At 64.6% G+C, this 21,413-nt stretch carries 19 protein-coding genes; 13 read left to right on the top strand and 6 right to left on the bottom strand.

The features are described 5' to 3' along the window. Positions 1-44 precede the first annotated feature (44 nt). The 6 genes from AC4NN3_RS17975 to AC4NN3_RS17950 all read left to right on the top strand — a co-directional run bounded on the left by AC4NN3_RS17975 (position 45) and on the right by AC4NN3_RS17950 (position 6,513). Positions 45-1,640 (top strand): ABC transporter substrate-binding protein, encoded by a 1,596-nt coding sequence (locus AC4NN3_RS17975; RefSeq protein ID WP_491928462.1) that lies wholly within the window; start codon positions 45-47, stop codon positions 1,638-1,640. 181 nt (positions 1,641-1,821) lie between these two features. Then, on the top strand, positions 1,822-2,829 hold the full coding sequence (locus AC4NN3_RS17970; protein WP_491928461.1) for an ABC transporter permease subunit: 1,008 nt from the start codon (positions 1,822-1,824) through the stop codon (positions 2,827-2,829). Next, positions 2,830-3,735, top strand: a complete 906-nt coding sequence (locus AC4NN3_RS17965) for an ABC transporter permease subunit (protein WP_491928460.1) — start codon at positions 2,830-2,832, stop codon at positions 3,733-3,735. Positions 3,736-3,738: 3 nt separating this feature from the next. Beyond that, positions 3,739-4,584 carry an ABC transporter ATP-binding protein gene (locus AC4NN3_RS17960; RefSeq protein ID WP_491928459.1) on the top strand — a complete coding sequence of 282 codons (846 nt, stop codon included), beginning with the start codon at positions 3,739-3,741 and terminating at the stop codon, positions 4,582-4,584. Beyond that, complete coding sequence (locus AC4NN3_RS17955; protein WP_491928458.1) at positions 4,584-5,414, top strand: ABC transporter ATP-binding protein; 831 nt, start codon at positions 4,584-4,586, stop codon at positions 5,412-5,414. The genes AC4NN3_RS17960 and AC4NN3_RS17955 overlap by 1 nt, the downstream gene beginning before the upstream one ends. A 49-nt stretch (positions 5,415-5,463) precedes the next feature. Continuing rightward, the gene (locus AC4NN3_RS17950; RefSeq protein WP_491928457.1) at positions 5,464-6,513 is read left to right on the top strand and encodes a YihY/virulence factor BrkB family protein; all 1,050 of its coding nucleotides are present in this window, start codon (positions 5,464-5,466) and stop codon (positions 6,511-6,513) included. A gap of 1 nt (position 6,514) precedes the next feature. Here AC4NN3_RS17950 and AC4NN3_RS17945 read toward each other — a convergent pair whose 3' ends face one another. From AC4NN3_RS17945 to AC4NN3_RS17925, 5 genes are all read right to left on the bottom strand, one after another. Further along, positions 6,515-7,549: a Gfo/Idh/MocA family protein gene (locus AC4NN3_RS17945; protein ID WP_491928456.1), complete on the bottom strand. Its 1,035-nt coding sequence runs from the start codon at positions 7,547-7,549 to the stop codon at positions 6,515-6,517. A 65-nt stretch (positions 7,550-7,614) separates the two neighbouring features. Beyond that, positions 7,615-10,281, bottom strand: coding sequence for a bifunctional diguanylate cyclase/phosphodiesterase (locus AC4NN3_RS17940; RefSeq protein ID WP_491928455.1), 2,667 nt, complete (start codon positions 10,279-10,281; stop codon positions 7,615-7,617). 106 nt (positions 10,282-10,387) lie between these two features. Next, on the bottom strand, positions 10,388-11,167 hold the full coding sequence (locus AC4NN3_RS17935) for a DeoR/GlpR family DNA-binding transcription regulator (RefSeq protein ID WP_491928454.1): 780 nt from the start codon (positions 11,165-11,167) through the stop codon (positions 10,388-10,390). Between the two features lies 1 nt (position 11,168). Further along, positions 11,169-11,723 carry a gamma carbonic anhydrase family protein gene (locus tag AC4NN3_RS17930; RefSeq protein WP_491928453.1) on the bottom strand — a complete coding sequence of 185 codons (555 nt, stop codon included), beginning with the start codon at positions 11,721-11,723 and terminating at the stop codon, positions 11,169-11,171. Positions 11,724-11,733: 10 nt separating this feature from the next. Further along, positions 11,734-13,140: a protein adenylyltransferase SelO gene (locus AC4NN3_RS17925; RefSeq protein WP_491928452.1), complete on the bottom strand. Its 1,407-nt coding sequence runs from the start codon at positions 13,138-13,140 to the stop codon at positions 11,734-11,736. Positions 13,141-13,238: 98 nt separating this feature from the next. Between AC4NN3_RS17925 and AC4NN3_RS17920 the strand changes: the two genes are divergently transcribed. Both AC4NN3_RS17920 and AC4NN3_RS17915 read left to right on the top strand, forming a co-directional pair. Then, on the top strand, positions 13,239-13,925 hold the full coding sequence (locus AC4NN3_RS17920) for an HAD family hydrolase (RefSeq protein WP_491928451.1): 687 nt from the start codon (positions 13,239-13,241) through the stop codon (positions 13,923-13,925). 366 nt (positions 13,926-14,291) lie between these two features. Next, the gene (locus AC4NN3_RS17915; RefSeq protein WP_491928450.1) at positions 14,292-15,191 is read left to right on the top strand and encodes a cell wall hydrolase; all 900 of its coding nucleotides are present in this window, start codon (positions 14,292-14,294) and stop codon (positions 15,189-15,191) included. A gap of 367 nt (positions 15,192-15,558) precedes the next feature. Here AC4NN3_RS17915 and pckA read toward each other — a convergent pair whose 3' ends face one another. Then, entirely contained in the window at positions 15,559-17,145 is a 1,587-nt protein-coding gene (gene pckA, locus AC4NN3_RS17910; RefSeq protein WP_491928449.1) for a phosphoenolpyruvate carboxykinase (ATP), read from the bottom strand. A 254-nt stretch (positions 17,146-17,399) separates the two neighbouring features. Here pckA and AC4NN3_RS17905 point away from each other — a divergent pair, with 254 nt between their 5' ends. The 5 genes from AC4NN3_RS17905 (at position 17,400) to AC4NN3_RS17885 (ending at position 21,332) form a co-directional block, all read left to right on the top strand. Further along, the gene (locus tag AC4NN3_RS17905) at positions 17,400-18,116 is read left to right on the top strand and encodes a response regulator transcription factor (RefSeq protein ID WP_491928448.1); all 717 of its coding nucleotides are present in this window, start codon (positions 17,400-17,402) and stop codon (positions 18,114-18,116) included. Between the two features lie 8 nt (positions 18,117-18,124). Next, a complete protein-coding gene (locus tag AC4NN3_RS17900) occupies positions 18,125-19,939 on the top strand; it encodes a stimulus-sensing domain-containing protein (RefSeq protein ID WP_491928447.1) in 1,815 nt (604 codons plus the stop codon). A 9-nt stretch (positions 19,940-19,948) separates the two neighbouring features. After that, a complete protein-coding gene (locus AC4NN3_RS17895; protein WP_491928446.1) occupies positions 19,949-20,407 on the top strand; it encodes an HPr kinase/phosphorylase in 459 nt (152 codons plus the stop codon). Between the two features lie 175 nt (positions 20,408-20,582). Beyond that, on the top strand, positions 20,583-20,984 hold the full coding sequence (locus AC4NN3_RS17890) for a PTS sugar transporter subunit IIA (protein WP_491928445.1): 402 nt from the start codon (positions 20,583-20,585) through the stop codon (positions 20,982-20,984). Between the two features lie 48 nt (positions 20,985-21,032). Beyond that, positions 21,033-21,332, top strand: coding sequence for an HPr family phosphocarrier protein (locus AC4NN3_RS17885; RefSeq protein ID WP_491928444.1), 300 nt, complete (start codon positions 21,033-21,035; stop codon positions 21,330-21,332). The last annotated feature ends 81 nt before the right edge of the window (positions 21,333-21,413 follow it).

The raw sequence follows: 21,413 nt of genomic DNA, 5'->3' as shown, positions 1-21,413 counted from the left end.
GGTTGGCAAGCCGGGTGCATAAAACTGTTCGGGAGACAACAATCATGAAATTGATGAAGACGCTGCTCACGGCGACCGCCATTATGGCGCTTGCTGCCGGCGCGGCCCAGGCCAAACAGCTGGTCTATTGCTCGGAAGCTTCCCCTGCCCATTTCGATCCCGGTCCGCTGACTGGCGGCAACGACTTCGACGCGAGCTCGCACACGATCTATAGCCGCCTGGTCGAATTTGCTCCCGGCGGTACCGAAGTGACCCCCGCCCTGGCCGAAAGCTGGGAAGTCTCGGCCGATGGCCTCGAGATCACCTTCAAGCTGCGTCCGGGCACCAAGTTCCAGACCACCGACTATTTTACCCCCACCCGCGACCTCAACGCTTCGGACGTGATCTTCACGTTCGAGCGCCAGTGGAAGGAAGACAACGCCTGGTTCGCCTATCTCGAAGGCATGACCTGGGACTACTTCCAGGGCATGGACATGCCCAAGTACCTCAAGGAAATCGTTGCGGTTGACGACCTGACGGTCAAGTTCGTGCTGAACGAACCAAACGCACCGATGCTGGCCAACCTGGCGATGGATTTCGCCTCGATCGTCTCCAAGGAATATGCCGACAAGCTCGAAGCTGAAGGCAATATGGCGGCGTTCTCGACCCAGCCGATCGGCAATGGTCCATTCCAGTTCGTTGATTACCAGCTCGATACCGTCATCCGCTATGCCGCCTTCCCCGACTACTGGGATGGCAAGCAGCCGATCGATGACCTGGTTTTCGCCATCACCACCGACCAGTCGGTTCGTGCCCAGCGCCTGCTGGCCGGCGAATGCGACATCATGGCCTACCCGGCGCCTGCCGATATCGCTACGCTCCAGGCTGATACCAACCTGACCGTCATGGAACAGGAAGGCCTCAACATCGGCTACTTGTCCTATAACGTGACCGAAGCCCCATTCGACAACGTCAAGGTCCGCAAGGCCCTGACCATGGCCATCGACAAGGCTGCGATCATCGAGGCCGTGTACCAGGGTGCTGGCCAGGACGCCAAGAACCTGATCCCGCCGACCATGTGGTCCTATGACGACGCCACCCCGGCTGACGTCTACGATCCCGAAGGTGCCAAAGCCCTGCTGGCCGAAGCCGGCGTGACCGAGCTGACCACCGACCTGTGGGCCATGCCCGTGTCGCGTCCATACAATCCCAACGCCCAGCGCGTTGCCGAACTGATCCAGGCTGACTGGGCCGCTGTCGGCGTCACCGCCAACATCGTCACCTACGAATGGACTGAATACCGCGAGCGCGGCAAGCAGACCGATCGCAAGGGTCCGTTCCAGATCGGCTGGACCGGCGACAATGGTGATCCGGACAACTTCTTCGCCACCCTGTTCTCCTGCTCGGCCATCGGCGTGTCCAACTACTCGATGTGGTGCAATGACGAGTTCGAAGCCCTGATCCAGGAAGCCAAGACCACCCCGGACCAGGCCAAGCGCACCGAGCTCTACACCAAGGCCCAGGAAATCTTCAAAGCTGAAGAGCCCGCCATGACCCTCGCTCATTCGCGCGTGTTCATGCCCATGAAGAAGACCATCACCGGCTATGCCATGAGCCCGCTGGGCAACCATAGCTTCAAGGGCGTCGACATCGCCGAGTAAGGCTTTGCGATAGTCTGCAAACAGGAGCCTCGATCCGTATCGCTCGGAACGAGGCTCCACTATTTCGAGCAAGGCCGTGAGGCGCCAGCAAATGGCGCCCGCCAAAGGGCCGAGCCACAACAGGAAACGCGAGCATTCTGGCCCCCATCGGTGGTCCATTGCTCAAGGGTAAGTCCCGCTCATGCTGAATTACATCCTGCGCAGAATTGCGCTGATCGTGCCGACCGTCATCGGCATTTCTCTTTGCGCCTTCTTTTTTGTCCGCGTGCTGCCGGGCGACCCGATCCTGGCTATGGCCGGACAACACGGCGTCACGCCTGAGCGCTACGAAGTGCTGCGCGAGCAATTCGGCTACAACCTGCCGATCTGGCAGCAATATCTCAATTACCTGGGCTCGGTGCTGCAGGGCAATTTCGGCATCTCGCTGGCCACCAAGCGCCCGGTGCTGACCGAGTTCATGACGCTGTTTCCCGCCACCATCGAACTGGCTCTCGTGGCCATGATCTTTGCCATTGTTGTGGGCATTCCCGCTGGTATCTTCGCCGCGGTCAAGCGCGGCTCCTGGTTCGATCAGGTCACCATGGGCGTGGCGCTCACCGGCTATTCGATGCCCATCTTCTGGTGGGGCCTGCTGCTGATCATCTTCTTTTCCGGCTATCTGGGCTGGACGCCGGTCTCGGGCCGCATCGCCCTGACCTTTTTCCTGCGGCCCATTACCGGCTTCATGCTGGTCGACACCCTGCTCTATGGCAACTGGCCCGCCTTCGTCTCGGCGCTGCGCCATCTGGTCCTGCCGGCGGTGGTCCTGGGGACCATCCCGCTGGCCGTGATCGCGCGCCAGACCCGGTCTGCCATGCTCGAAGTGCTGGGCGAGGACTATGTCCGCACGGCGCGGGCCAAGGGCCTGTCGCCGCGGCGCGTGGTCAACGTGCATGCCTTGCGCAATGCGCTGATCCCGGTGATCACCACGATCGGCCTGCAGGTCGGTCTGCTGCTGGGCGGCGCCATCCTCACCGAAACCATCTTCTCCTGGCCGGGCATCGGCAAGTGGATGATCGATTCCATCAGTAAGCGCGACTATGTCGTGGTGCAATCGGGCCTGTTGCTCATTGCGCTTATCGTCATGGCCGTCAACCTGCTCGTCGATGTGCTCTATGCCGTCATCAATCCGCGCATCAGGGTGAAATAAATGAGCGAGATCCAAGCCACCCCAGCGCCCGTGAAAGAAAATTTCGGCGCCGGCTTTCGTGAATTCTGGCACTATTTCGCCGTCAACCGCGGTGCGGTCATCGGGCTGGTCGTGTTTATGCTGCTGGTTCTGGTCGCCATCTTCGCGCCCTTGATCGCGCCGCACTCGCCCGACCAGCAATATCGCGACGCCATCCTGACGCCGCCCATCTGGGACGCGCTGGGCGATCCGCGCTTCCTGCTCGGCACCGACCCGGTCGGTCGCGACATGCTCAGTCGGCTGATCCACGGCGCCCGCTATTCGCTATTCATCGGCCTCTTCGTGGTGGTCGGCGCCGCCCTTGTCGGCGTCATCCTGGGCGTGCTGGCCGGCTATTTCGGCGGCTGGGTCGATGCCATGATCATGCGCGTCATGGACATCATCCTGGCCTTCCCCTCGCTGCTACTGGCGCTCGTGCTGGTCGCCATTCTGGGGCCGGGCCTGTTCAACGCCATGGTGGCCATCGCCATTGTCCTGCAGCCGCACTTTGCCAGACTGGTGCGCGCCGCCGTCATGGCCGAAAAGAGCCGTGAATATGTGACGGCCGCCAAACTCTCCGGCGCCAGCCATATCCGGCTGATGCTGATCACCATCCTGCCCAATTGCCTGGGCCCGCTGATCGTCCAGGCAACGCTGAGCTTTTCCAATGCCATTCTCGATGCCGCCGCCCTCGGCTTTCTCGGCATGGGTGCCCAGCCGCCCACGCCCGAATGGGGCACCATGCTGGCGACCGCCCGCGAATTCATCCTGCGCGCCCCCTGGGTGGTGACCTTTCCGGGTCTTGCCATCCTGATCACCGTGCTCGCCATCAACCTGATCGGCGACGGCATGCGTGACGCTCTCGATCCCAAGCTCAAGAGGAGCTGAGCCATGCCCCTGCTTGAAATCCGCAATCTGACTGTCTCCTTCGACACCTCCATCGGCCTGTTCAAGGCTGTCGATGGCATCGATGTCTCCGTCGATGCCCGCGAAGTGCTGGCCATTGTCGGGGAATCCGGTTCCGGCAAGTCCGTGGCCATGCTGGCGGTGATGGGGCTGCTGCCCTCGACCGCCACGGTCACCGCCGACAAGATGGAATTTGAAGGCCTCGACCTGCTCGCCATGAGCGCTGCCGACAAGCGCAGGATCATCGGCAAGGACATTGCCATGATCTTCCAGGAACCGGTGGCGAGCCTGAACCCCTGCTTCACCATCGGCTTCCAGATCGAGGAAGTGCTGGGCATGCATCTGGGCCTGCACGGCCGGGCCGCCCGCGACCGGGCCGTGGAGCTGCTCAGGCTGGTCGGCATCAACGATGGTGCCGATCGCCTCGGCGCCTTCCCGCACCAGATGAGCGGCGGACAGTGCCAGCGCGTCATGATCGCCATGGCCATTTCCTGCAATCCCAAGCTGCTGATCGCCGACGAGCCGACCACCGCGCTCGACGTAACCATCCAGAAGCAGATCCTGGACCTGCTGGTGCGGCTGCAGGCCGAGCACGGCATGGGGCTTATCATGATCACCCATGACATGGGCGTGGTGGCCGAGACGGCCGATCGCGTCATCGTCCAGTACAAGGGCCGCAAGATGGAGGAGGCCGACGTGCTTTCCCTGTTCGAAACCCCTCAATCCAACTACACGCGGGCCCTGCTGTCGGCGCTGCCGGAAAATGCCGTAGGCGATCGCCTGCCCACCGTTTCCGACTTCGTCTTCGAAGCGGCGCCGGGAGTACGCTGATGACCACTCCCGTTCTCGAAGTCCGCAACCTGACGCGTGACTATGTCTCTTCCGGCGGCTTCCTGCGGCCGGCCAAGGTGGTGCATGCCGTCAAGGGCGTGAACTTCACCCTGGCCAAGGGCAAGACGCTGGCAGTGGTCGGCGAAAGCGGCTGCGGCAAGTCTACGCTGGCGCGCATGATCACGCTGATCGATCCGGCCACCGCTGGCGATATCCTGATCGATGGCGTTTCTGTCGACACCAGGCATGTGAGCCGCGAGATGCGCCAGAAGGTGCAGATCGTCTTCCAGAACCCCTATGGCTCGCTCAATCCGCGCCAGAAGGTCGGCGATGTGCTGGCCGAGCCGCTGCTGCTCAATACCAAGCTGTCGGCCGCCGAGCGGCGCGACAAGGCCATGGCCATGCTGACCAAGGTCGGCCTGGGTCCCGAGCACTTCAACCGCTACCCGCACATGTTTTCGGGCGGCCAGCGCCAGCGCATTGCCATTGCCCGGGCGCTTATGCTCAATCCGAGTTTTCTCGTGCTCGACGAGCCGGTCTCGGCGCTCGACCTGTCGGTGCAGGCGCAGATCCTCAACCTGCTCAAGGACCTGCAGGACGAGTTCGGCCTGACCTATGTCTTCATCAGCCATGATCTCAGCGTGGTGCGCTACATCGCCGACGAGGTCATGGTGATGTATTATGGCGATGTCGTTGAACATGGCAGCCGCCAGGCGGTCTTCGACAATCCCCAGCACGCCTATACCCGGACCCTGTTTGCGGCGACGCCCAAGTCCGACGTGGCCAGCATTCGCCGCCGCGTCGAGGCCAAGGCCGCGCTTTCGGCATGAAGTCAGCCCGCGCATGGAGCCGCCCGGCGGCTTCATGCGTTGCGCTCCCATGACCGATGACAGCCAATTCCAGCGCGCCCTGCAGTCCGATCGCGGGCGCCACGCCTTTACGCCGTCGGCCATCCCCTGGCGGGGCTGGAAGGACATCGTCTATCGCCTCTATGTCGGCTTCAACGAGAACCGCATCCTGCTGACCGCCGCCGGCGTCAGCTTCTTCCTGCTGCTGGCGCTGGCCCCCTCGCTCAGCCTCTTCGTTTCGCTCTATGGCCTGCTCAACAATCCCGCCGGCGTGGTCGAGCAGCTCAACCTGCTCGTCGGCATCGTGCCCGATGGTGGCCTCGATATCGTGCGCGAACAACTGGTGCGGCTGACCACCCAGGACGAACGCTCGCTGGGGATTACCCTGCTGGTGTCGCTCGCCATTGCCCTCTGGGGGGCGGGCGCTGGCATCAAGGCGCTGTTTGAAGCCATGAACGTGGTCTATGGCGAGCAGGAAAAGCGCAACTTCTTTGCCGTCAACCTGCTGGCGCTGATCTTCCTGCTCGGTGGCCTGGTGCTCACCATCGTCATGCTGAGCGTCGTGCTGGTCCTGCCGGTGGTGCTCAGCCTGCTCTCGCTGTCACGCTATGACTGGATCGTGCAGCTGGGCGCCTATGCCGTCATGTTGCTGTTCCTGCTGCTGGCCGTCTCGGCGCTGTATCGCTGGGGCCCGAGCCGGCAGGAGGCGCGCTGGCGTTGGGTGACGCCGGGCAGTGCCTTTGCCGCTTTGGGCATCATGGCCGCCTCGGCGCTGTTCTCCTGGTATGCCGCCAATTTCTCCAACTACAGCGCCACCTATGGCTCGCTTGGGGCCGTGGTCGGCATGCTCACCTGGATCTGGCTGTCGGTCACCATCATCATTCTGGGCGGCTCGCTCAATTCCGAGATCGAGCACCAGACCGCCGAGGATTCCACCACCGGCGCGGCCCAGCCGCTCGGCGAGCGCGGCGCTTTCGTTGCCGACACGGTGGGCGAACGCTGGCCGGCGCGGGGTGGCGGTACCGTGTCCGAGGCGCCGGCGGCAGAGCAACCGCCCGAACCGACCGGCAGCGCCACCTGAGCTAGACGCTGACGCGTTTGCCTTCGCGCGAGGAGGCCAGCAGCGCCTCGATCAGGCGGTGCACATGCAGCGCCGTATGGCCGGTCGAGACCGGCTGCCGGCCCTGGCGCACGGCATCGGCAAATTCGGCGATCTGGGCCGCATGCCAGTCGAAGGGGAAGGCCATGGGATCGGCGCCGCCGCCGCCCTCGCTGGCCTCGCCCTCGGTGATGATGTCGCCATTGCGCAGGCGCACCGTCAGATTGCCGGCGGTCAGCGTGGCTGCGGCATCGGCGAAATTCAGCGTCAGGCTTTCCGGCCCGCCGGGGAAATTGGCGGTGGTCGCCATCATCGCCCCGACCGCGCCATTGGCAAATTCCAGGCCCGCCGACACGAAGTCCTCGGTCTCCATCTGGTGCAGCCGCGTCGTCCGGGCCATGGCGGTCACCGCCTCGACCGGGCCGCAGAGGCTGAGCATCAGGTCGAGCGAGTGAATGGCCTGGGTGATCAGCACCCCGCCGCCATCCTGGGCCAGCGTGCCGCGACCGGGCTGGTCGTAATAGCCCTGCTGCGGCCGCCACCACGGCACCACCAGATGCACGGTCTCGAGCGGGCCGTAGCGCCCGTCGGCGATGGCTTCGGCCAGGAAGCGCGAGGCGCGGCGGAAGCGGTGCTGGAAGATGACACCCAGGGTGACATTGGCGGCGTCGCACAGCCCGACAATGCGCTCGGCGGCGGCGACGCTGCGTTCGACGGGCTTTTCCAGCAGCACATGCTTGCCGGCCCGGGCTGCGGCGGCGACGATTTCCTCGCGCGCATTGGGCGGTGTCAGCACCAGCACGGCGTCGAGCCGTGGATCGGCCAACAGGGCCTCATAGCTCTCGGCGGCGGGGAAGCCATAGCTGGCGCAGAAGGCCTCCAGCTCGGCACGGTTGCGGCGATAGACGCCCAGCACGGCAATGCTGTCACCCAGCGACTGCAGGGCCAGTCCATGCGGCTTGGCCCCCATGCCCGCACCGATCACTCCAATGGCAAAGCGCCCCTGTTCGTCACTCATGCCGGCTTCCTCCATGCCAAGTTCTGGCGCGATCAATGGACCATGAGGGCCACTTTGAGAAGGGGTCAGGAGGCTTTGCGCCAGGATTGTGCGGTGAGAAAGGCTTCCAGGTCGGCAGCGCTGAGCGGCCGGGCGAAGGCGTAGCCCTGCAGGATGTCACAGCCCAGGTCGCACAGGATCGCCGCATGCTCCATGCTCTCGACGCCTTCGGCCACCACCTCGATACCCATGGCCTTGCCGATATCGATGATGGAGGTGAGCAGGCGGCGCTGCGGCAGATCGGTCAGAATGGGCATGATCAGCTGGCGATCGATCTTGAGCCTGTTCGGACGCAGTTTTTGCAGCGACACGATCGAGGCATAGCCGGTGCCGAAGTCATCGATCTCCACGTCAATGCCGAGGCCCTTGATCTGCTCGATATTCCAGCTGACGACGTCGTCGCCATCGTCCAGATAGATCGACTCCACCAGTTCAAAGGAGATGCGACCAGGCGCGATGTCGAGTTTGCGCAGGCTGGTGATCAGTTCTTCGTCATGCAGGCGGCGCTGGGAGACATTGACCGAGGCCCGCGGCACCACCAGGCCCATGTCATCCCAGCGGCGCAGGTCCGCCAGCGCCTGTTCCAGAATGAGCCGGTCGATGGTAGCCATGACATTGAGCTCTTCGGCGACCGGAATGAAGCTGTCGGGGGTCTTGATCCCCTCGATCGGGTGCCGCCAGCGGGCCAGGGCTTCCACGCCGACCAGGTCATGGTTGCGCGCGTCAAACTGTGGCTGGTAATAGGCGACGAATTCGTCGCGCTCCAGCCCGCTCAGGATCTCGTCGGCCACCCGCTTGGTGTTGATCACCTCGGACTGCAGCAGTTCGGAAAAGAATTCGTAGCAGTTGCGCCCGCGTCCCTTGGCCCGGTAGAGCGCGATGTCGGCATTGATCAGCAATTGCCTGCCCTCGAGCGTACCAACGCAGCCGCGGGCAATGCCGATGCTGACGCCGAACCGGCATTCGTGGCCTTCATAGCCCACCGGCTGGCGCATCCGCCAGACGATCCGGCCGGCCAGGGCCGCCAGGTCCTCCTGGCTGTCATTGGCGGTGGTGAGCACCACGAATTCATCGCCACCGACGCGGGCGACGAAATCGCCGTCCCGGCAGTTGGCGCGCAGTACCGCACTGGCATGCACCAGCATGGCATCGCCGGCTGCGTGTCCGAGCGTGTCATTGATCTGCTTGAAGCGGTCCAGGTCGATATGCAGCAGGGCGATGGACCGGTCGGTGCCAAACCCCCGGGCGGCCAGGCCCTGCAGCATTTCGTCCAGATAGCGTCGATTGGGCAGGCCGGTCAGGCTGTCATGCAGGGCATTGTGTTCGATGCGCACGCGCGCCGTTTCGAGTTCGGCATTGCGCGCCTGCGTCATCGCCGTGGCCTGCTGGAGCTCAAGGTTCAGTTCGACATCCGCCGTCACGTCCCAGTTGATGCCCAGGATGCGCGGATTGCAGCCCGGATCGCTGTAGACCGCGCCGATCGAGCGCAGATGGCGCACGGCGCCGTCGGCATGCACGGTGCGGAAGGTGGACTGGTATCGCCCGGTGGCAATGCCGTCGGCGAAGTCCTGCTCGGCCTGCGCCAGGTCCTCCGCCTGCAGCGCCCCGCGCCAATCCGGATAGGCGCGGGGGCCGCCATCGGTAGCCAGGCCATAGAGCTGGTTCATGCGGTCGTCCCACACCAGGTCCTTGGTCACCACATCCATTTCCCAGACGCCGATCCGCGATATGCCCAGGGCCAGATCAAGTCGTCGGGTCGCCCGCGTCAGCTCCGCCTCGCGCCCCTTGAGGGCCAGGAAATGCCGATTGCGTTCGCCCATCAGATGCGCGGTGATGACGATGGGCACCAGGATCAGGATGCCCGCGGCCAGAATTGCCAGCCGGAACAGCCAATTGTCGCTGGTGGCGGTCGCCCAGCCCCCCTTGGGCACGGCCGACATGATCCAGGTTTCATGCGGCAACGAGATCTCGGCCGTGACGGGCTCCATGTCGCTCAGGTCGGGGCCGAAAAAGGCGGGCATTCCCTGCGCGACAGCGCTCTTGCTGGTCAGGGAAACATCGATGTCCAGAACAGGATTGATCAAGCCGCTGTCGCTATAGAGCGCGTCGACATCGACCACCGCCGAGGCCAGCCCCCAGAACTGGCGGCCGTCCGGGCCATCGGTAAACACCGGGAAGCGGCCGACAAAGCCCCTGCCGCCCTGCACCAGATCGACCGGCCCTGCCAGCACCACGCGGCCCGTATCGCGCGCCAGCAGGGCGGCGTCCCGTTGCGCCGGGTTGGTCAGGTAGTTGAGCCCGATGACGCCTTCATTGCCGGCCAGCGGGTAGGTCATGGTAACGATCAGATCGGGCGCCAGCGCCACCGAGCGCAACTGGCTCTGCTCCTCGAACAGCCGGCTTGCCAGGGCATTGAAACGCTCCGGTGTCATGGTTGCCGGTTCGGTGGAAATGGTCGACACCAGGCCGCGCACCAGCTGGATATTGGCCGTGATATTGCCTTCAACCTTGGCCCGGATCAGCGCAAGTTCCCCCTGCACCCTGGCCTGAGCCCGCTCCCGGGCAATCGTGGAATTCTGCAGGTCCAGATAGACCCCCCCGGTCAGCAGGACGATCAGGGCCAGCAGCGCTGGCAGCATGGTGGCCCGCAGCCAGCCATGGTGTTCCCGCAAAGGAATTTGATCTTTGGTCACGGCTGCCCAGTTCTGAAACGGTCCTGATCTGGTTGCAGTGTGGGCCGGGCAGTTTTAAGATTAATAGCAGCCGCCGCGGAATGTTGTCAGGTTAGTTAATGCTGGGTTAATCCGGCAGGGCCGCGGTTTCGATCAGCGCGACCCCCGCCGCCTGGCACAGCTGGCGAAAGGGCGGGGACGGGCAATGGTCCGTGACGAAGCTGCCGATCTGGTCAATGCGGGCGATGCGCACTGGCGCCGTGCGGCTGAACTTGCCCTGGTCGGCGACCAAGATCACATGGCGCGCATTGGCGATAATGGCCTGGGCGACCTTGACCTCGCGATAGTCGAAATCGAGCAGGGCGCCCTCTTCGTCGAGCGCCGAGGCGCCGATCACCGCATAGTCCACCTTGAACTGCGAGAAGAAGCCGGCCGCCGCTTCGCCCACCACGCCGCCATCGGAAGGGCGCACCACGCCGCCGGCAATCACCACCTCGAAGCGCGGATAGACCCGCATGCGGTTGGCGACATTGATATTGTTGGTCACCACCATGAGCCCGGCATGGTCGAGCAGCGCCTGGCTCACCGCCTCCGTGGTGGTGCCGATATTGATGAACAGCGACGCATCATTGGGAATGAGCCGGGCCGCCGCCTGGCCGATGGCCTGCTTGGCCTCGGCGGCGATGCGGCGGCGCGCCTCATATTCGAGGTTCTCCACCCCCGAAGGCAGCCGCGCCCCGCCATGCACGCGGGTCAGCTGCCGCTGCTCGCAGAGCTGGTTGAGGTCCTTGCGGATGGTCTGCACCGAGACGGCGAAATGGCGCGCCAGCGCCTCGACGCTGACGCCGTGCTGCTGCCGGGCCAGATCCAGGATTTGCCGATGCCGCTCGCTGCTATCACTGACCATGTCAGGCCGGCTCGAAATCGTTCGGACGCGCCGTCACGTCCACGAGGCCCGCGGCAAAGCGCCGGGCATTGCGCACATAGCCATCGGCCGACTTGCGCAGCCGCTCGATGGCGGCTTCGTCGAGCGCGCGGATCACCTTGCCCGGCGCGCCCACCACCAGCGAGCCGTCGGGAATCTCCTTGCCCTCGGTGATCAAGGCGCCGGCGCCGATCAGGCAGTTCTTGCCGATCCGCGCGCCGTTGAGCACCGTGGCGCCCATGCCGATCAGCGTATTGTCGCCAATGGTGCAGCCATGCAGCATGGCCTTGTGGCCGATGGTGCAGCCTTCGCCGATGGTCAGGGGAAAGCCCATATCGGTATGCAGCACGGTGTCTTCCTGCACATTGCTGCGCGCGCCGATCGTGATGGGCTCATTGTCACCCCGCGCCACCACGCCGAACCAGATGCCGGCATCGGCATGCACGACCACCCTGCCGACCAGCACGGCGGTCGGGGCAATCCAGCCGACATCGGGGTCGATTTCCGGGGCCATGCCGTCCAGCGTATAGAGTGTCATCTCGTTCTCCTCATTTTATGCCATAGGCCTGGCGCATCTGGGCGATCTCGGCCAGCGTTTCGGCCAATGCCGTCCAGTCGTCACGCTCGGCAATCGGTGCCCAGATCGCCTCGACTTCGTCAATCAGCATGCTGCGTGGCTGTCGCCGCGCGAAATAGGGGTGTTCCAGATTGACATCGGCGCTGGGCCGATAGGCTTCAAGCCCGCCCGCCACCGGCCGGAAGGCGGTGCTGGCGTAATGCGCCGCCGATGGGCTGCGCGCCGCCCGTTCGGCGCTGAGGCCGCCGCCGCGCCAGTCGAACAGGAATTGCTCATAGGGCGCCTCTGATGCCGCCAGGAATTCGAACAGGCCCGTGACAAAGGCGCCGTCGACCTCGGTGTCGCGCGGCACGAGGCCCAGGCGTCGCAGCATCTGCCGCGGCAGTTCGGCCCGGAAGATGGGCCACACGGTGTTGAGCGCCGGCTCCAGCGCCTCGATGCTTGACAGCGGCACCAGGCACTCGGCCAGCCGGGTCAGGTTCCAGGCCAGCGCATCGGGCTGCCGGCCAAAGCTGTAGAGCCCGGTCTCGTCGAAATAGGCGGCGGTGAAATCGGGGTCATAAGTCGGGATGAAGCGCCACGGCCCATAGTCGAAGCTCTCCCCGGTAATGTTGATATTGTCGGTATTGAGCACGCCATGCACGAAGCCGGCGGCGACATATTGCGCGCCCAGCCGGGCGACATTGGCCACCACGGCACCCAGGAACGCCGCAGGCCGGTCGGCGGCGTCGGCGAGGTCGGGATAATAGGTAGCAATGGCATAATCGAGCAATTGCTGCAGCCCGGCCGTGTCCTCGAGAAAAGCCAGCCGCTGGAAACTGCCGATGCGGATGTGACTGTGACTGAGCCGCACCAGCACGGCCGAGCGGGTCGGGGAGGGTTCATCGCCGCGCTGGAGTTCTTCTCCGGTTTCCACCAGCGACAGGCTCTTGGACGTATAGACGCCCATAGCCTCGAGCATTTCGCTGGCGAGGATCTCGCGCACCCCGCCCTTGAGCGTCAGCCTGCCATCGCCGCCGCGCGACCAGGGCGTGCGCCCGCTGCCCTTGGTGCCCAGATCGAGCAGGCGACCATCCTGGTGGTCGAAGCCCTGAGCGAAGAGGAAGCCGCGGCCATCGCCCAGGTCGGGATTGTAGCTGCGGAACTGGTGGCCGTGATAGCGCAGCGCCAGCGGCACCGGCAGCGAGCCGGGCAGGGGCGCAAAGCGCCCGAAATGGCCCAGCCACTGGTCATCGCTCAGGCCATCGAGCCCGATGCGGCGGGCCCAGCGCTGGTCACGGTGGCGCAGCAGGGTTTGCGGGAAATCGGCTGGGGCGACGCGATCATAGAACGCATCGCCCAGCGTTTCGTGATGGCGGGCGGGCTTGAAATCAGTCATGGGCCAAGGCTATCACAGCCGCTCCTATTCGCCAGCGCGCAACCCTGCCTTTCCCGCAGGCGCCTAGCATCGCGCCGCAAATCGCCCTATATCCACCCATGATGACACTCCAGACCGAACTGCTGCACCTCACTCCGTTCCAGGCGGTGATCTTTGATATGGACGGCACGCTGCTCGATACCGAAGCCGTGTTCCGCACCATTGTCTTTGAGGTCTGCGACGAACTCGGCTTCCCCATGACCGACGATGTCCACCTCTCCATGGTCGGCGGCAGCCATGAGCGCACCAACCAGCTGCTGGTCGAGGCCTATGGCGTCGCCTTTCCCTATACCCTGTTCGACCAGCGCTGCCGCGTGATCATGGGCGAGCGCAGCCATGCCGGCGTGCCGGTCAAGCCCGGCGCCCGTGAACTGGTAGTCGAACTGCGCGCGCGCGGCATTCCCACGGCGGTGGCGACCTCCTCGCGCCAGCCCCATGCCCATACCCATCTGGGCGCCGCCGGGCTGCTGGAACTGTTCGACACCATCGTCACCCGCGATGACGTCACCAACCCCAAGCCGCATCCCGAACCCTATCTCACGGCGGCGAAACGCCTGGGCATCGAGCCGGTGCATTGCCTGGCGCTCGAGGACAGCCATGCCGGCGTGCGCGCCGCCCATGCCGCGGGCATGCAGACCGTCATGGTGCCCGACCTGGTCCATCCCAGCGAGGAGATTCGTGCCCTGGGCATTGCCGTCATGGAGAGCCTCAACCACGTCCGCCAGGCCGCTTTCCGCCACCGCTGAACTCCCCCATGATCGACTGTCGCCTCCCAAGCCCTGGCCCCCCGCCGGGGCTTTTGCCTGTCGGCAATTGTTAACCTCCTGTGCTCCCCACAAATCGTGCCGGGGCTCTGTAAACTTTTAGCTTTCCTGCCCACACCCCCTTCACCACGCAGCAAGGCCTTGTCTTTCAAGGGTTTTCATCTGCCGGCGGGTGGATTAACCCTAACTTAAGAAGCTAACGGCTATAGTTAACCAGTCGTAAATTCTGACTTCCCACCGCGCCCTGGCTTGGCTAGTGTGCGCGGGAAGTAACCAAGGGCCCGCCAAGCGGGTCCGGACGAAGGTGCACCGGATATGACCGGATGCGCCCAGGGGTAAGGACGGGGCATGACGAAATCCTGGCAGCTCAAAGCTGTACGTGCTCTCTCGCATGTACTTGCCCTCTGCGCCGTGGCGCTCGTGCTGTTCGTGACCCTCGTCCCTGCCCAGGCAGAATCGCTGAAACTGGCTGCCGTTTCCCCTCTGCCTGTCCCCGCCGACCTCGTCGCCGTACGGGCCCAGCCCGCCATCGGACCGACTTTGGTGCCGCTGGCCCCGGGCGAACAGGCCCTGACCCCCGCTTTGCTCACCAACTATGTCGCGCGTCAGCAGATGCTGCGGGCCGTAGACGTGCTCGGCATTGCTTCGCCCCGCCCGCTCAATGAGGATGTGCTGATGGGCTATATTGCCCGGGGCGCCCTCAACGACAACAGCGCCGTCTCGGCGCTTGCCAGCTTCGCCAGTGCGCCGGTTGCCGCCCAGCCCGCCCTCAACACCGCTTCGTTGGCCGCCTATATCGAAACCGGCTATCAGCCGATGAGCAAGCGTCTCGAACTGGCGGAAGCCGAGCGCAACTGCCTGGCCCAGGCCATCTACCACGAGGCACGCGGTGAAAGCGCTGCCGGCCAGCTGGCGGTGGCCAATGTCATCGTCAATCGCGCCCGCTCCAGCAAGTTCCCCTCGACCCTGTGTGGCGTGATCTACCAGAATGCCGAAAAGGGCTTCCACCGCTGCCAGTTCACCTTTGCCTGCGACGGCCGCACCGATGCGCCGGGTGAACGCAGCGCCTGGGCCCGCTCGGCCGCACTGGCCCAGACCGTCTATGCCGAATTCGCCACCGGCGAAGCGGTTGGCGCGGTGCCGCGCTCGGCCCTGTTCTACCACACCACCAATGTCCGGCCGAACTGGGCCAATACCTATAATGCCGTCGCCCAGATCGGCTCGCACATCTTCTATTCGCCCAACTAGGCGCTGTTTCCTGCTTTTGATGTGCTGAGGCGCCGCGCCGGCTTATGCCGCGCGGTTGCGTAAGAATGAGCGGACCCCGAGGCGGCTTTCGCCTCTGGTAAATTTATAAAATGAGACGGAAGCCGCCTCGGGGCGCCGGTTTTTGGAACTGGCCGGTCCTAGGGGTCGCTCGCCCTGTCGCAACCGAAGCGTGGAACCTGTGGAAGAGGCAAAACCTCCACCCGGCTCACCCCGCCACTGTTCGCCTGCAGGCCGCCCATGCGGGGTGATGGGCATGAGTTTAGCCGAGCCCGCGCCACCGGGGATAAGTCTTCTCCGCCCTGGCACGGGAAGGCCGCGCCAGGGCCATTGCCTTGTGCCGGCAAACCTACTCCGCCGCCTGTGCCAGCCGCGGTCCCGGCGCCGCATTGGCGGCCTCGCCGAACTTTTCGAAATTGGCGCGGAACAGGCCGGCCAGGTGCAGGGCCTGCCGGTCATAGGCTGCGGCATCGGCCCACGTGAGGCGCGGCGTCAAGAGCTTGGCCTCGATGCCCGGCACGGTGACCGGAACCTCAAAGCCAAACAGCTCGTCGGTCCGCATCTCGACCTTGTCCAGTTCGCCATTCAGCGCTGCGCTGAGCAGGCGCCGGGTCGAGGCGATGTCGATGCGCTTGCCCACGCCATAGCCGCCACCGGTCCAGCCGGTATTGATCAGCCAGGCCGAGGCACCGCTGCTGGAGAGTTTTTCGGCCAGCATGTCGCCATAGACCGTGGGGTGAAGCGGCATGAAGGGCGCGCCGAAGCAGGCCGAAAAGGTCGCCTGCGGCTCGGTGACGCCGCGCTCGGTGCCGGCCACCTTGGCGGTATAGCCCGAGAGGAAATGGTAGACCGCCTGTTCCGGCGTCAGCCGGGCAATCGGCGGCAGCACGCCGAAGGCGTCGGCGGTCAGGAACACCACGGTGCGTGGCGTGGCCCCCATGCTGCCCTTGGCAATGGCCGGCAACACATGGATGGGATAGGCGGCGCGGGTGTTCTCGGTCAGCGAGACATCGTCGAAATCGGGCACATGGGCCGTGTCGAGCACGACATTTTCCAGCACCGTGCCGAAGCGCTTGGTCGCGGCAAAGATTTCCGGCTCCGCCGTGGCGCTCAGCTTGATGGTCTTGGCGTAGCAGCCGCCTTCAAGGTTGAAGACGCCATCTTCGCTCCAGCCATGCTCGTCATCGCCGATCAGCGGGCGCGCCGGATCGTTGGAAAGCGTGGTCTTGCCGGTGCCCGACAGGCCGAAGAACAGGGCCGCCTCGCCGTCCTGGCCCAGATTGGCCGAGCAGTGCATGGGCAGCACGCCCTGGCGCGGCGCGTGGAAGTTGAACAGGGAGAAGACGCTCTTCTTGATCTCGCCCGCATAGGAGGTGCCGGCGATGATCACCAGGTTCCGGCTCATGTCGAGCGCGATCACCGTGGCGCTGCGGCTGCCATGGCGGGCCGGGTCGGCCTGGAATTCCGGGGCATGCACGATGGTGACAGGCGTGGGATTGCTGCCGGTCGGCACCATTTCGCCGGGCCGGATCAGCAGGTTGCGGATGAACAGGGCATGCCAGGCGCTGGGCGTCAGCACGGTGACGCCATATTGGTGGCGCGGATCGGCGCCGGCCAGCAGATCCTGCCGGAACAGGCCAAGTCCGCCCATGGCATCCACCACGTCCGCCAGCAGCACGTCGAAATGCTCCGGGCTCATGGCGCCGGCATTGTCCCACCACACGCTGGCACTGGTCAGGGCGTCGCGCACGATGAACTTGTCCTTGGGCGAGCGACCGGTAAAGGCGCCAGTGCGCACCGAAACCGCGCCATCGGCGGTCAGCACGCCTTCCTCGCCCTGCATGGCCCGTGCAACCAGAACCGGTGCGATGGCATTGTGGGACATCGAGCCGGCGCGTGCGGCTACCCTGCTTCTCAGGCTTTCATGATCGAACATGACCAACTCCGTCGCTCGCGAGCCTATTGCCGTCCGCTTTGGCCGGTAAAATAGCGGGGCAACCTCGTCGTCCACCATCGGGAAATCGGTCGTAAGACGGAAGTTGCATCGCGTCCTGGCCGGGCCTGTGCAGCAAGTCTAAGGTTGTGCGCTCCTTGGCCACGCCTTATTTAACGCGTAATTGTCGCCTGCAAGCAGCTATAACGGTCGCACTGATCGTCACGTTTGCTAGCGTCCAAACAGAAAGGCAGTTCATGCCCAAGATCGCCCTCGTCGATGACGACCGCAATATTCTCACCTCGGTGTCGCTGGCACTGGAGGCCGAAGGCTATCAGGTCGCCACCTATACCGACGGTGCATCGGGTCTGGAGGGTCTGACCACCGACCGGCCCGATCTGGCCATTCTCGATATCAAGATGCCACGCATGGATGGCATGGAACTGCTGCGCCGCCTGCGCCAGAAGTCCGACATCCCGGTCATCTTCCTGACCTCCAAGGACGAGGAAATCGACGAACTGTTCGGCCTCAAGATGGGCGCCGACGACTTCATTACCAAGCCGTTCAGCCAGCGCCTGCTGGTCGAGCGCGTCAAGGCCATCCTGCGCCGCTCCTCACCGCGCGATCCCACCGCGGCGGCCGGGACCTCGCTTGAGGCCGGGGGCGGCAAGGCGCTGATCGAGCGCGGCGCCCTGGTCATGGATGAAGAGCGCCATACCTGTACCTGGAATGGGCAGCGGGTGACCCTGACGGTCACCGAATTCCTCATCCTGCAGTCGCTGGCCCTGCGACCCGGCGTCGTCAAGTCGCGCAATGCCCTGATGGATGCGGCCTATGACGATCAGGTTTATGTCGATGACCGCACCATCGACAGCCACATCAAGCGCCTGCGCAAGAAGTTCAAGGCGACCGATGACGACTTCGAAATGATCGAGACGCTTTATGGCGTCGGTTACCGCTTCAAGGAGCAATAGGCACCGCTGTGGCCATTCTCGACTCCGAACGCCCGCACCAGCCCGACGCCGCCGCAGAATGGCGCGCGCCGGGCGCGGGCGAGGATGCGCCGCCGCCCGAGACGCCGCGTGCCGGTCATGGCTGGCGCCTGCTGGTGACCCCCTTCTACAAGCTGGGCGGGGCCATCAACCGCTTTCTCGACCTGACCATCTTTGCCAGCCTGACCCGCCGCATCATCGTGCTCAACATGGCCGGCCTGCTCGTCCTGGTGGTCGGGATTCTCTACCTCAACCAGTGGCGGGCCGGGCTGATCGACGCCCGCGTGCAGTCGCTGCGCGTCCAGGGCGAGATCATCGCCGCCGCCGTGGCCGCCTCGGCAACGGTGGATAGCGACGTCATCTCGATCAATCCCGACCGCCTGCTGCAATTGCAGGGCGACGGCTCGGTCTCTTCGCTGTCCTATTACGATCCGACGCTGGAATTTCCCATCAATCCCGAACGGGTGGCGCCGCTGCTGCGCAACCTGATCACGCCCACCCGGACCCGCGCCCGCATCTATGATCAGGGCGGGCTGATGATCCTGGACAGCGACAATATCTATGCGCGCGGCGAGGTCATGCGGCAAATCATCGAGACCAAACAGGGCGATGACTTCTTCCTGTGGGACTGGTGGAATGCCGTGCTCAACTGGGTGCCGGGCGACAATTTCCCGAAATACCAGGAATATGGCGTCGACGAAGGCGCCCGCTACCCCGAGGTCGCCTCGGCATTGCAGGGCGCCGCCGCCGATTTCGTCCGCGTCGACGGGCAGAACCAGTTGGTCGTCTCGGTCGCCGTGCCGGTGCAGCGCGTGCGCGCCGTGGTCGGTGCCATCCTGCTCTCGACCGCACCGGGCGACATCGATTCCATCGTCGCCCAGGAGCGCTGGAGCATTCTGCGCATCGCCCTGATTGCCGCTGCCGTGCAGATCGTGCTGTCCTTTGCTTTGGCCGGCACCATTGCCGGGCCGATGCGCCGGCTGTCGGAAGCCGCCGAGCGGGTGCAGACCGCCGGCAATGCCCGTGCCGAAATTCCCGATTTCACCGATCGCCCCGACGAAATCGGCCATCTCAGCGATGCCTTCCGCCGCATGACCGACGGGCTCTACAACCGCATCGAGGCCATCGAGCGCTTCGCCGCCGACGTCGCCCATGAGCTCAAGAACCCGCTGACATCTCTGCGCAGCGCCGTCGAGACCCTGCCGCTGGCCAAGCGCCCGGAAGACCGCGAGCGGCTCAACGCCATCATCCAGCACGACGTCAAGCGGCTCGACCGGCTGATCACCGACATCTCCAGCGCCAGCCGGCTGGACGCCGAACTGGCGCGTGAAAGCGCCGAACGCGTCGACGTCGAAAAGCTTGCCGAAGCCATCGTCTCGATCCAGAAGGACATGGCGCTTGGCCGCGGCGTCACCGTGACCATGGACAGGCGCAGCGGCAAGGGTGCGGCCATCACCAATGGCCATGAAAGCCGGCTGGCCCAGGTCTTTGCCAACCTGATCGACAATGCCGTCTCGTTCTCGCCCGAGGGCGGCGTGGTGCATGTGGCGCTCACCGTCGAGGCCGACGATATCCGCATCACCGTGACCGACGAGGGCCGCGGCATTACCGGCGACTTCAACAAGATCTTCCAGCGCTTCTATACCGATCGCCCCGACACCGAGAGCTTCGGCGATCATTCCGGCCTCGGCCTGTCGATCAGCAAGCAGATCGTCGATGCCCACAAGGGCACTATCAAGGCCGCGAACCGTACCGATCGTTCCGGCGCGGTGTTCGCGGTTGTGTTACCGCGCGCACGCAAATAGATTGCCCGCATGAATGAACCAAAAAACGTGCATGGCACGGGACTGTTGCTGGGGTCGTCCGGCGTCTTGCTGCGGGGGCCTTCGGGGGCGGGAAAATCGGTGCTGGCGCTGAGCCTGCTCGACCGCTGGTCCCTGCGCGGCCTGCCGGCTTTCCTCGTTTCGGACGACCGGGTGGACCTGGTCAGGACCCGCGAGCAGATCGTCATGCAGGCGCCGGACAATCTGGCCGGACTGATCGAACTGCGCGGCCGCGGCATCATCCGCCGGCCGCATCAGCGCCTGGCGCCACTGCGTCTGGTCATCGACATCGTGCCCGATCTGGTACGCATGCTTGAAGAAGAGGCACTCACCACCGATATCTTCGGGGTGGCCGTGCCGCGCGCACCGGTGCCGTCCAGCGCCGTTATCAGCCTTGGCCACCAGATGCTGCTGGTGATCGAGGCGCTGTCCGCGCTCGACACGCCGTGACAAAATACCACTTGAATCGCGCCCCTGACCGGACAAGACTGGCCCGCACTCGGCCAGTTGCAGGGTCGGCAGTCTGCCCGGACCGTGCAGCGTCAGGTTTGGGCATGGGGCAAATTATACTGGATAGCTGTCGGCGCCACGTCGCGGGCGCAGTTCGACACGCTGGGGATTTTGCATGATTGGTCTGGTTCTGGTGACGCACGGTGCGCTCGCCCATGAATTCAAGTCGGCGCTCGAGCATGTCGTGGGTCCGCAGGAGCACTGCGCGACCATCGCCATCGGGCCCGACGACAACATGGAAAATCGCCGCAACGACATCCTGGCGGCCGTCGATGAGGTCGACGAGGGGCAGGGGGTGATCATCCTCACCGACATGTTTGGCGGCACGCCCTCCAATCTGGCCATTTCGGTGATGCAGAACCGCGACGTCGAAGTGATTGCCGGGGTCAACCTGCCCATGCTGGTCAAGCTGGGCCGGGTGCGCAACGACATGACCATCAAGGACGCCGTCAAGCTGGCCCAGGAAGCGGGGCGAAAATACATTACCGTAGCCAATTCCATTCTGGGCGCGGATTGAGCATGATCGCCATGCCGCTGAACCGGGCGCTGTGGGGAGCATGAACGGATGGATGCCAGCCGCGCCGTCGCGCAGCAACTGACCATCGTCAATCGCAAGGGCCTGCATGCGCGGGCCTCGGCCCGTTTCGTGCGCACCGCCGAATGCTTCGATGCCGCCGTCAGCGTCATCAAGGACGGCACCGCGGTCAACGGCAATTCCATCATGGGCCTGATGATGCTCGGCGCCGGCCCCGGCAGCACCATTCTCGTCCAGGCCAGCGGCAAGCAGGCGCGCGAGGCGCTCGAAGCCATCGTCGAACTGGTCAATAACGGCTTTGACGAGGACGTCGAGGGCATGGCGGGTTAGGGCTGGTGGAACGGCACCTGCGGCCCGGCGTTGACCCCCGAACCGGGCACGACCCGTGCCTCGGCAGGACGGAGAGCGATG

Source organism: Devosia sp. MDV22-iso42 (genome assembly GCF_058629155.1).
This window is presented reverse-complemented; position numbering and strand designations above follow the sequence as displayed.

Coding starts and splice junctions, on each gene's coding strand:
- AC4NN3_RS17950 (WP_491928457.1), top strand. CDS start 5,464: ATGACCGATGACAGCCAATTCCAGCGCGCCCTGCAGTCCGATCGCGGG.
- AC4NN3_RS17970 (WP_491928461.1), top strand. CDS start 1,822: ATGCTGAATTACATCCTGCGCAGAATTGCGCTGATCGTGCCGACCGTC.
- AC4NN3_RS17920 (WP_491928451.1), top strand. CDS start 13,239: ATGATGACACTCCAGACCGAACTGCTGCACCTCACTCCGTTCCAGGCG.
- AC4NN3_RS17925 (WP_491928452.1), bottom strand. CDS start 13,140: ATGACTGATTTCAAGCCCGCCCGCCATCACGAAACGCTGGGCGATGCG.
- AC4NN3_RS17890 (WP_491928445.1), top strand. CDS start 20,583: ATGATTGGTCTGGTTCTGGTGACGCACGGTGCGCTCGCCCATGAATTC.
- AC4NN3_RS17885 (WP_491928444.1), top strand. CDS start 21,033: ATGGATGCCAGCCGCGCCGTCGCGCAGCAACTGACCATCGTCAATCGC.
- AC4NN3_RS17905 (WP_491928448.1), top strand. CDS start 17,400: ATGCCCAAGATCGCCCTCGTCGATGACGACCGCAATATTCTCACCTCG.
- AC4NN3_RS17965 (WP_491928460.1), top strand. CDS start 2,830: ATGAGCGAGATCCAAGCCACCCCAGCGCCCGTGAAAGAAAATTTCGGC.
- AC4NN3_RS17945 (WP_491928456.1), bottom strand. CDS start 7,549: ATGAGTGACGAACAGGGGCGCTTTGCCATTGGAGTGATCGGTGCGGGC.
- AC4NN3_RS17935 (WP_491928454.1), bottom strand. CDS start 11,167: ATGGTCAGTGATAGCAGCGAGCGGCATCGGCAAATCCTGGATCTGGCC.
- AC4NN3_RS17915 (WP_491928450.1), top strand. CDS start 14,292: ATGACGAAATCCTGGCAGCTCAAAGCTGTACGTGCTCTCTCGCATGTA.
- AC4NN3_RS17930 (WP_491928453.1), bottom strand. CDS start 11,723: ATGACACTCTATACGCTGGACGGCATGGCCCCGGAAATCGACCCCGAT.
- AC4NN3_RS17895 (WP_491928446.1), top strand. CDS start 19,949: ATGAATGAACCAAAAAACGTGCATGGCACGGGACTGTTGCTGGGGTCG.
- AC4NN3_RS17975 (WP_491928462.1), top strand. CDS start 45: ATGAAATTGATGAAGACGCTGCTCACGGCGACCGCCATTATGGCGCTT.
- pckA (WP_491928449.1), bottom strand. CDS start 17,145: ATGTTCGATCATGAAAGCCTGAGAAGCAGGGTAGCCGCACGCGCCGGC.
- AC4NN3_RS17955 (WP_491928458.1), top strand. CDS start 4,584: ATGACCACTCCCGTTCTCGAAGTCCGCAACCTGACGCGTGACTATGTC.
- AC4NN3_RS17960 (WP_491928459.1), top strand. CDS start 3,739: ATGCCCCTGCTTGAAATCCGCAATCTGACTGTCTCCTTCGACACCTCC.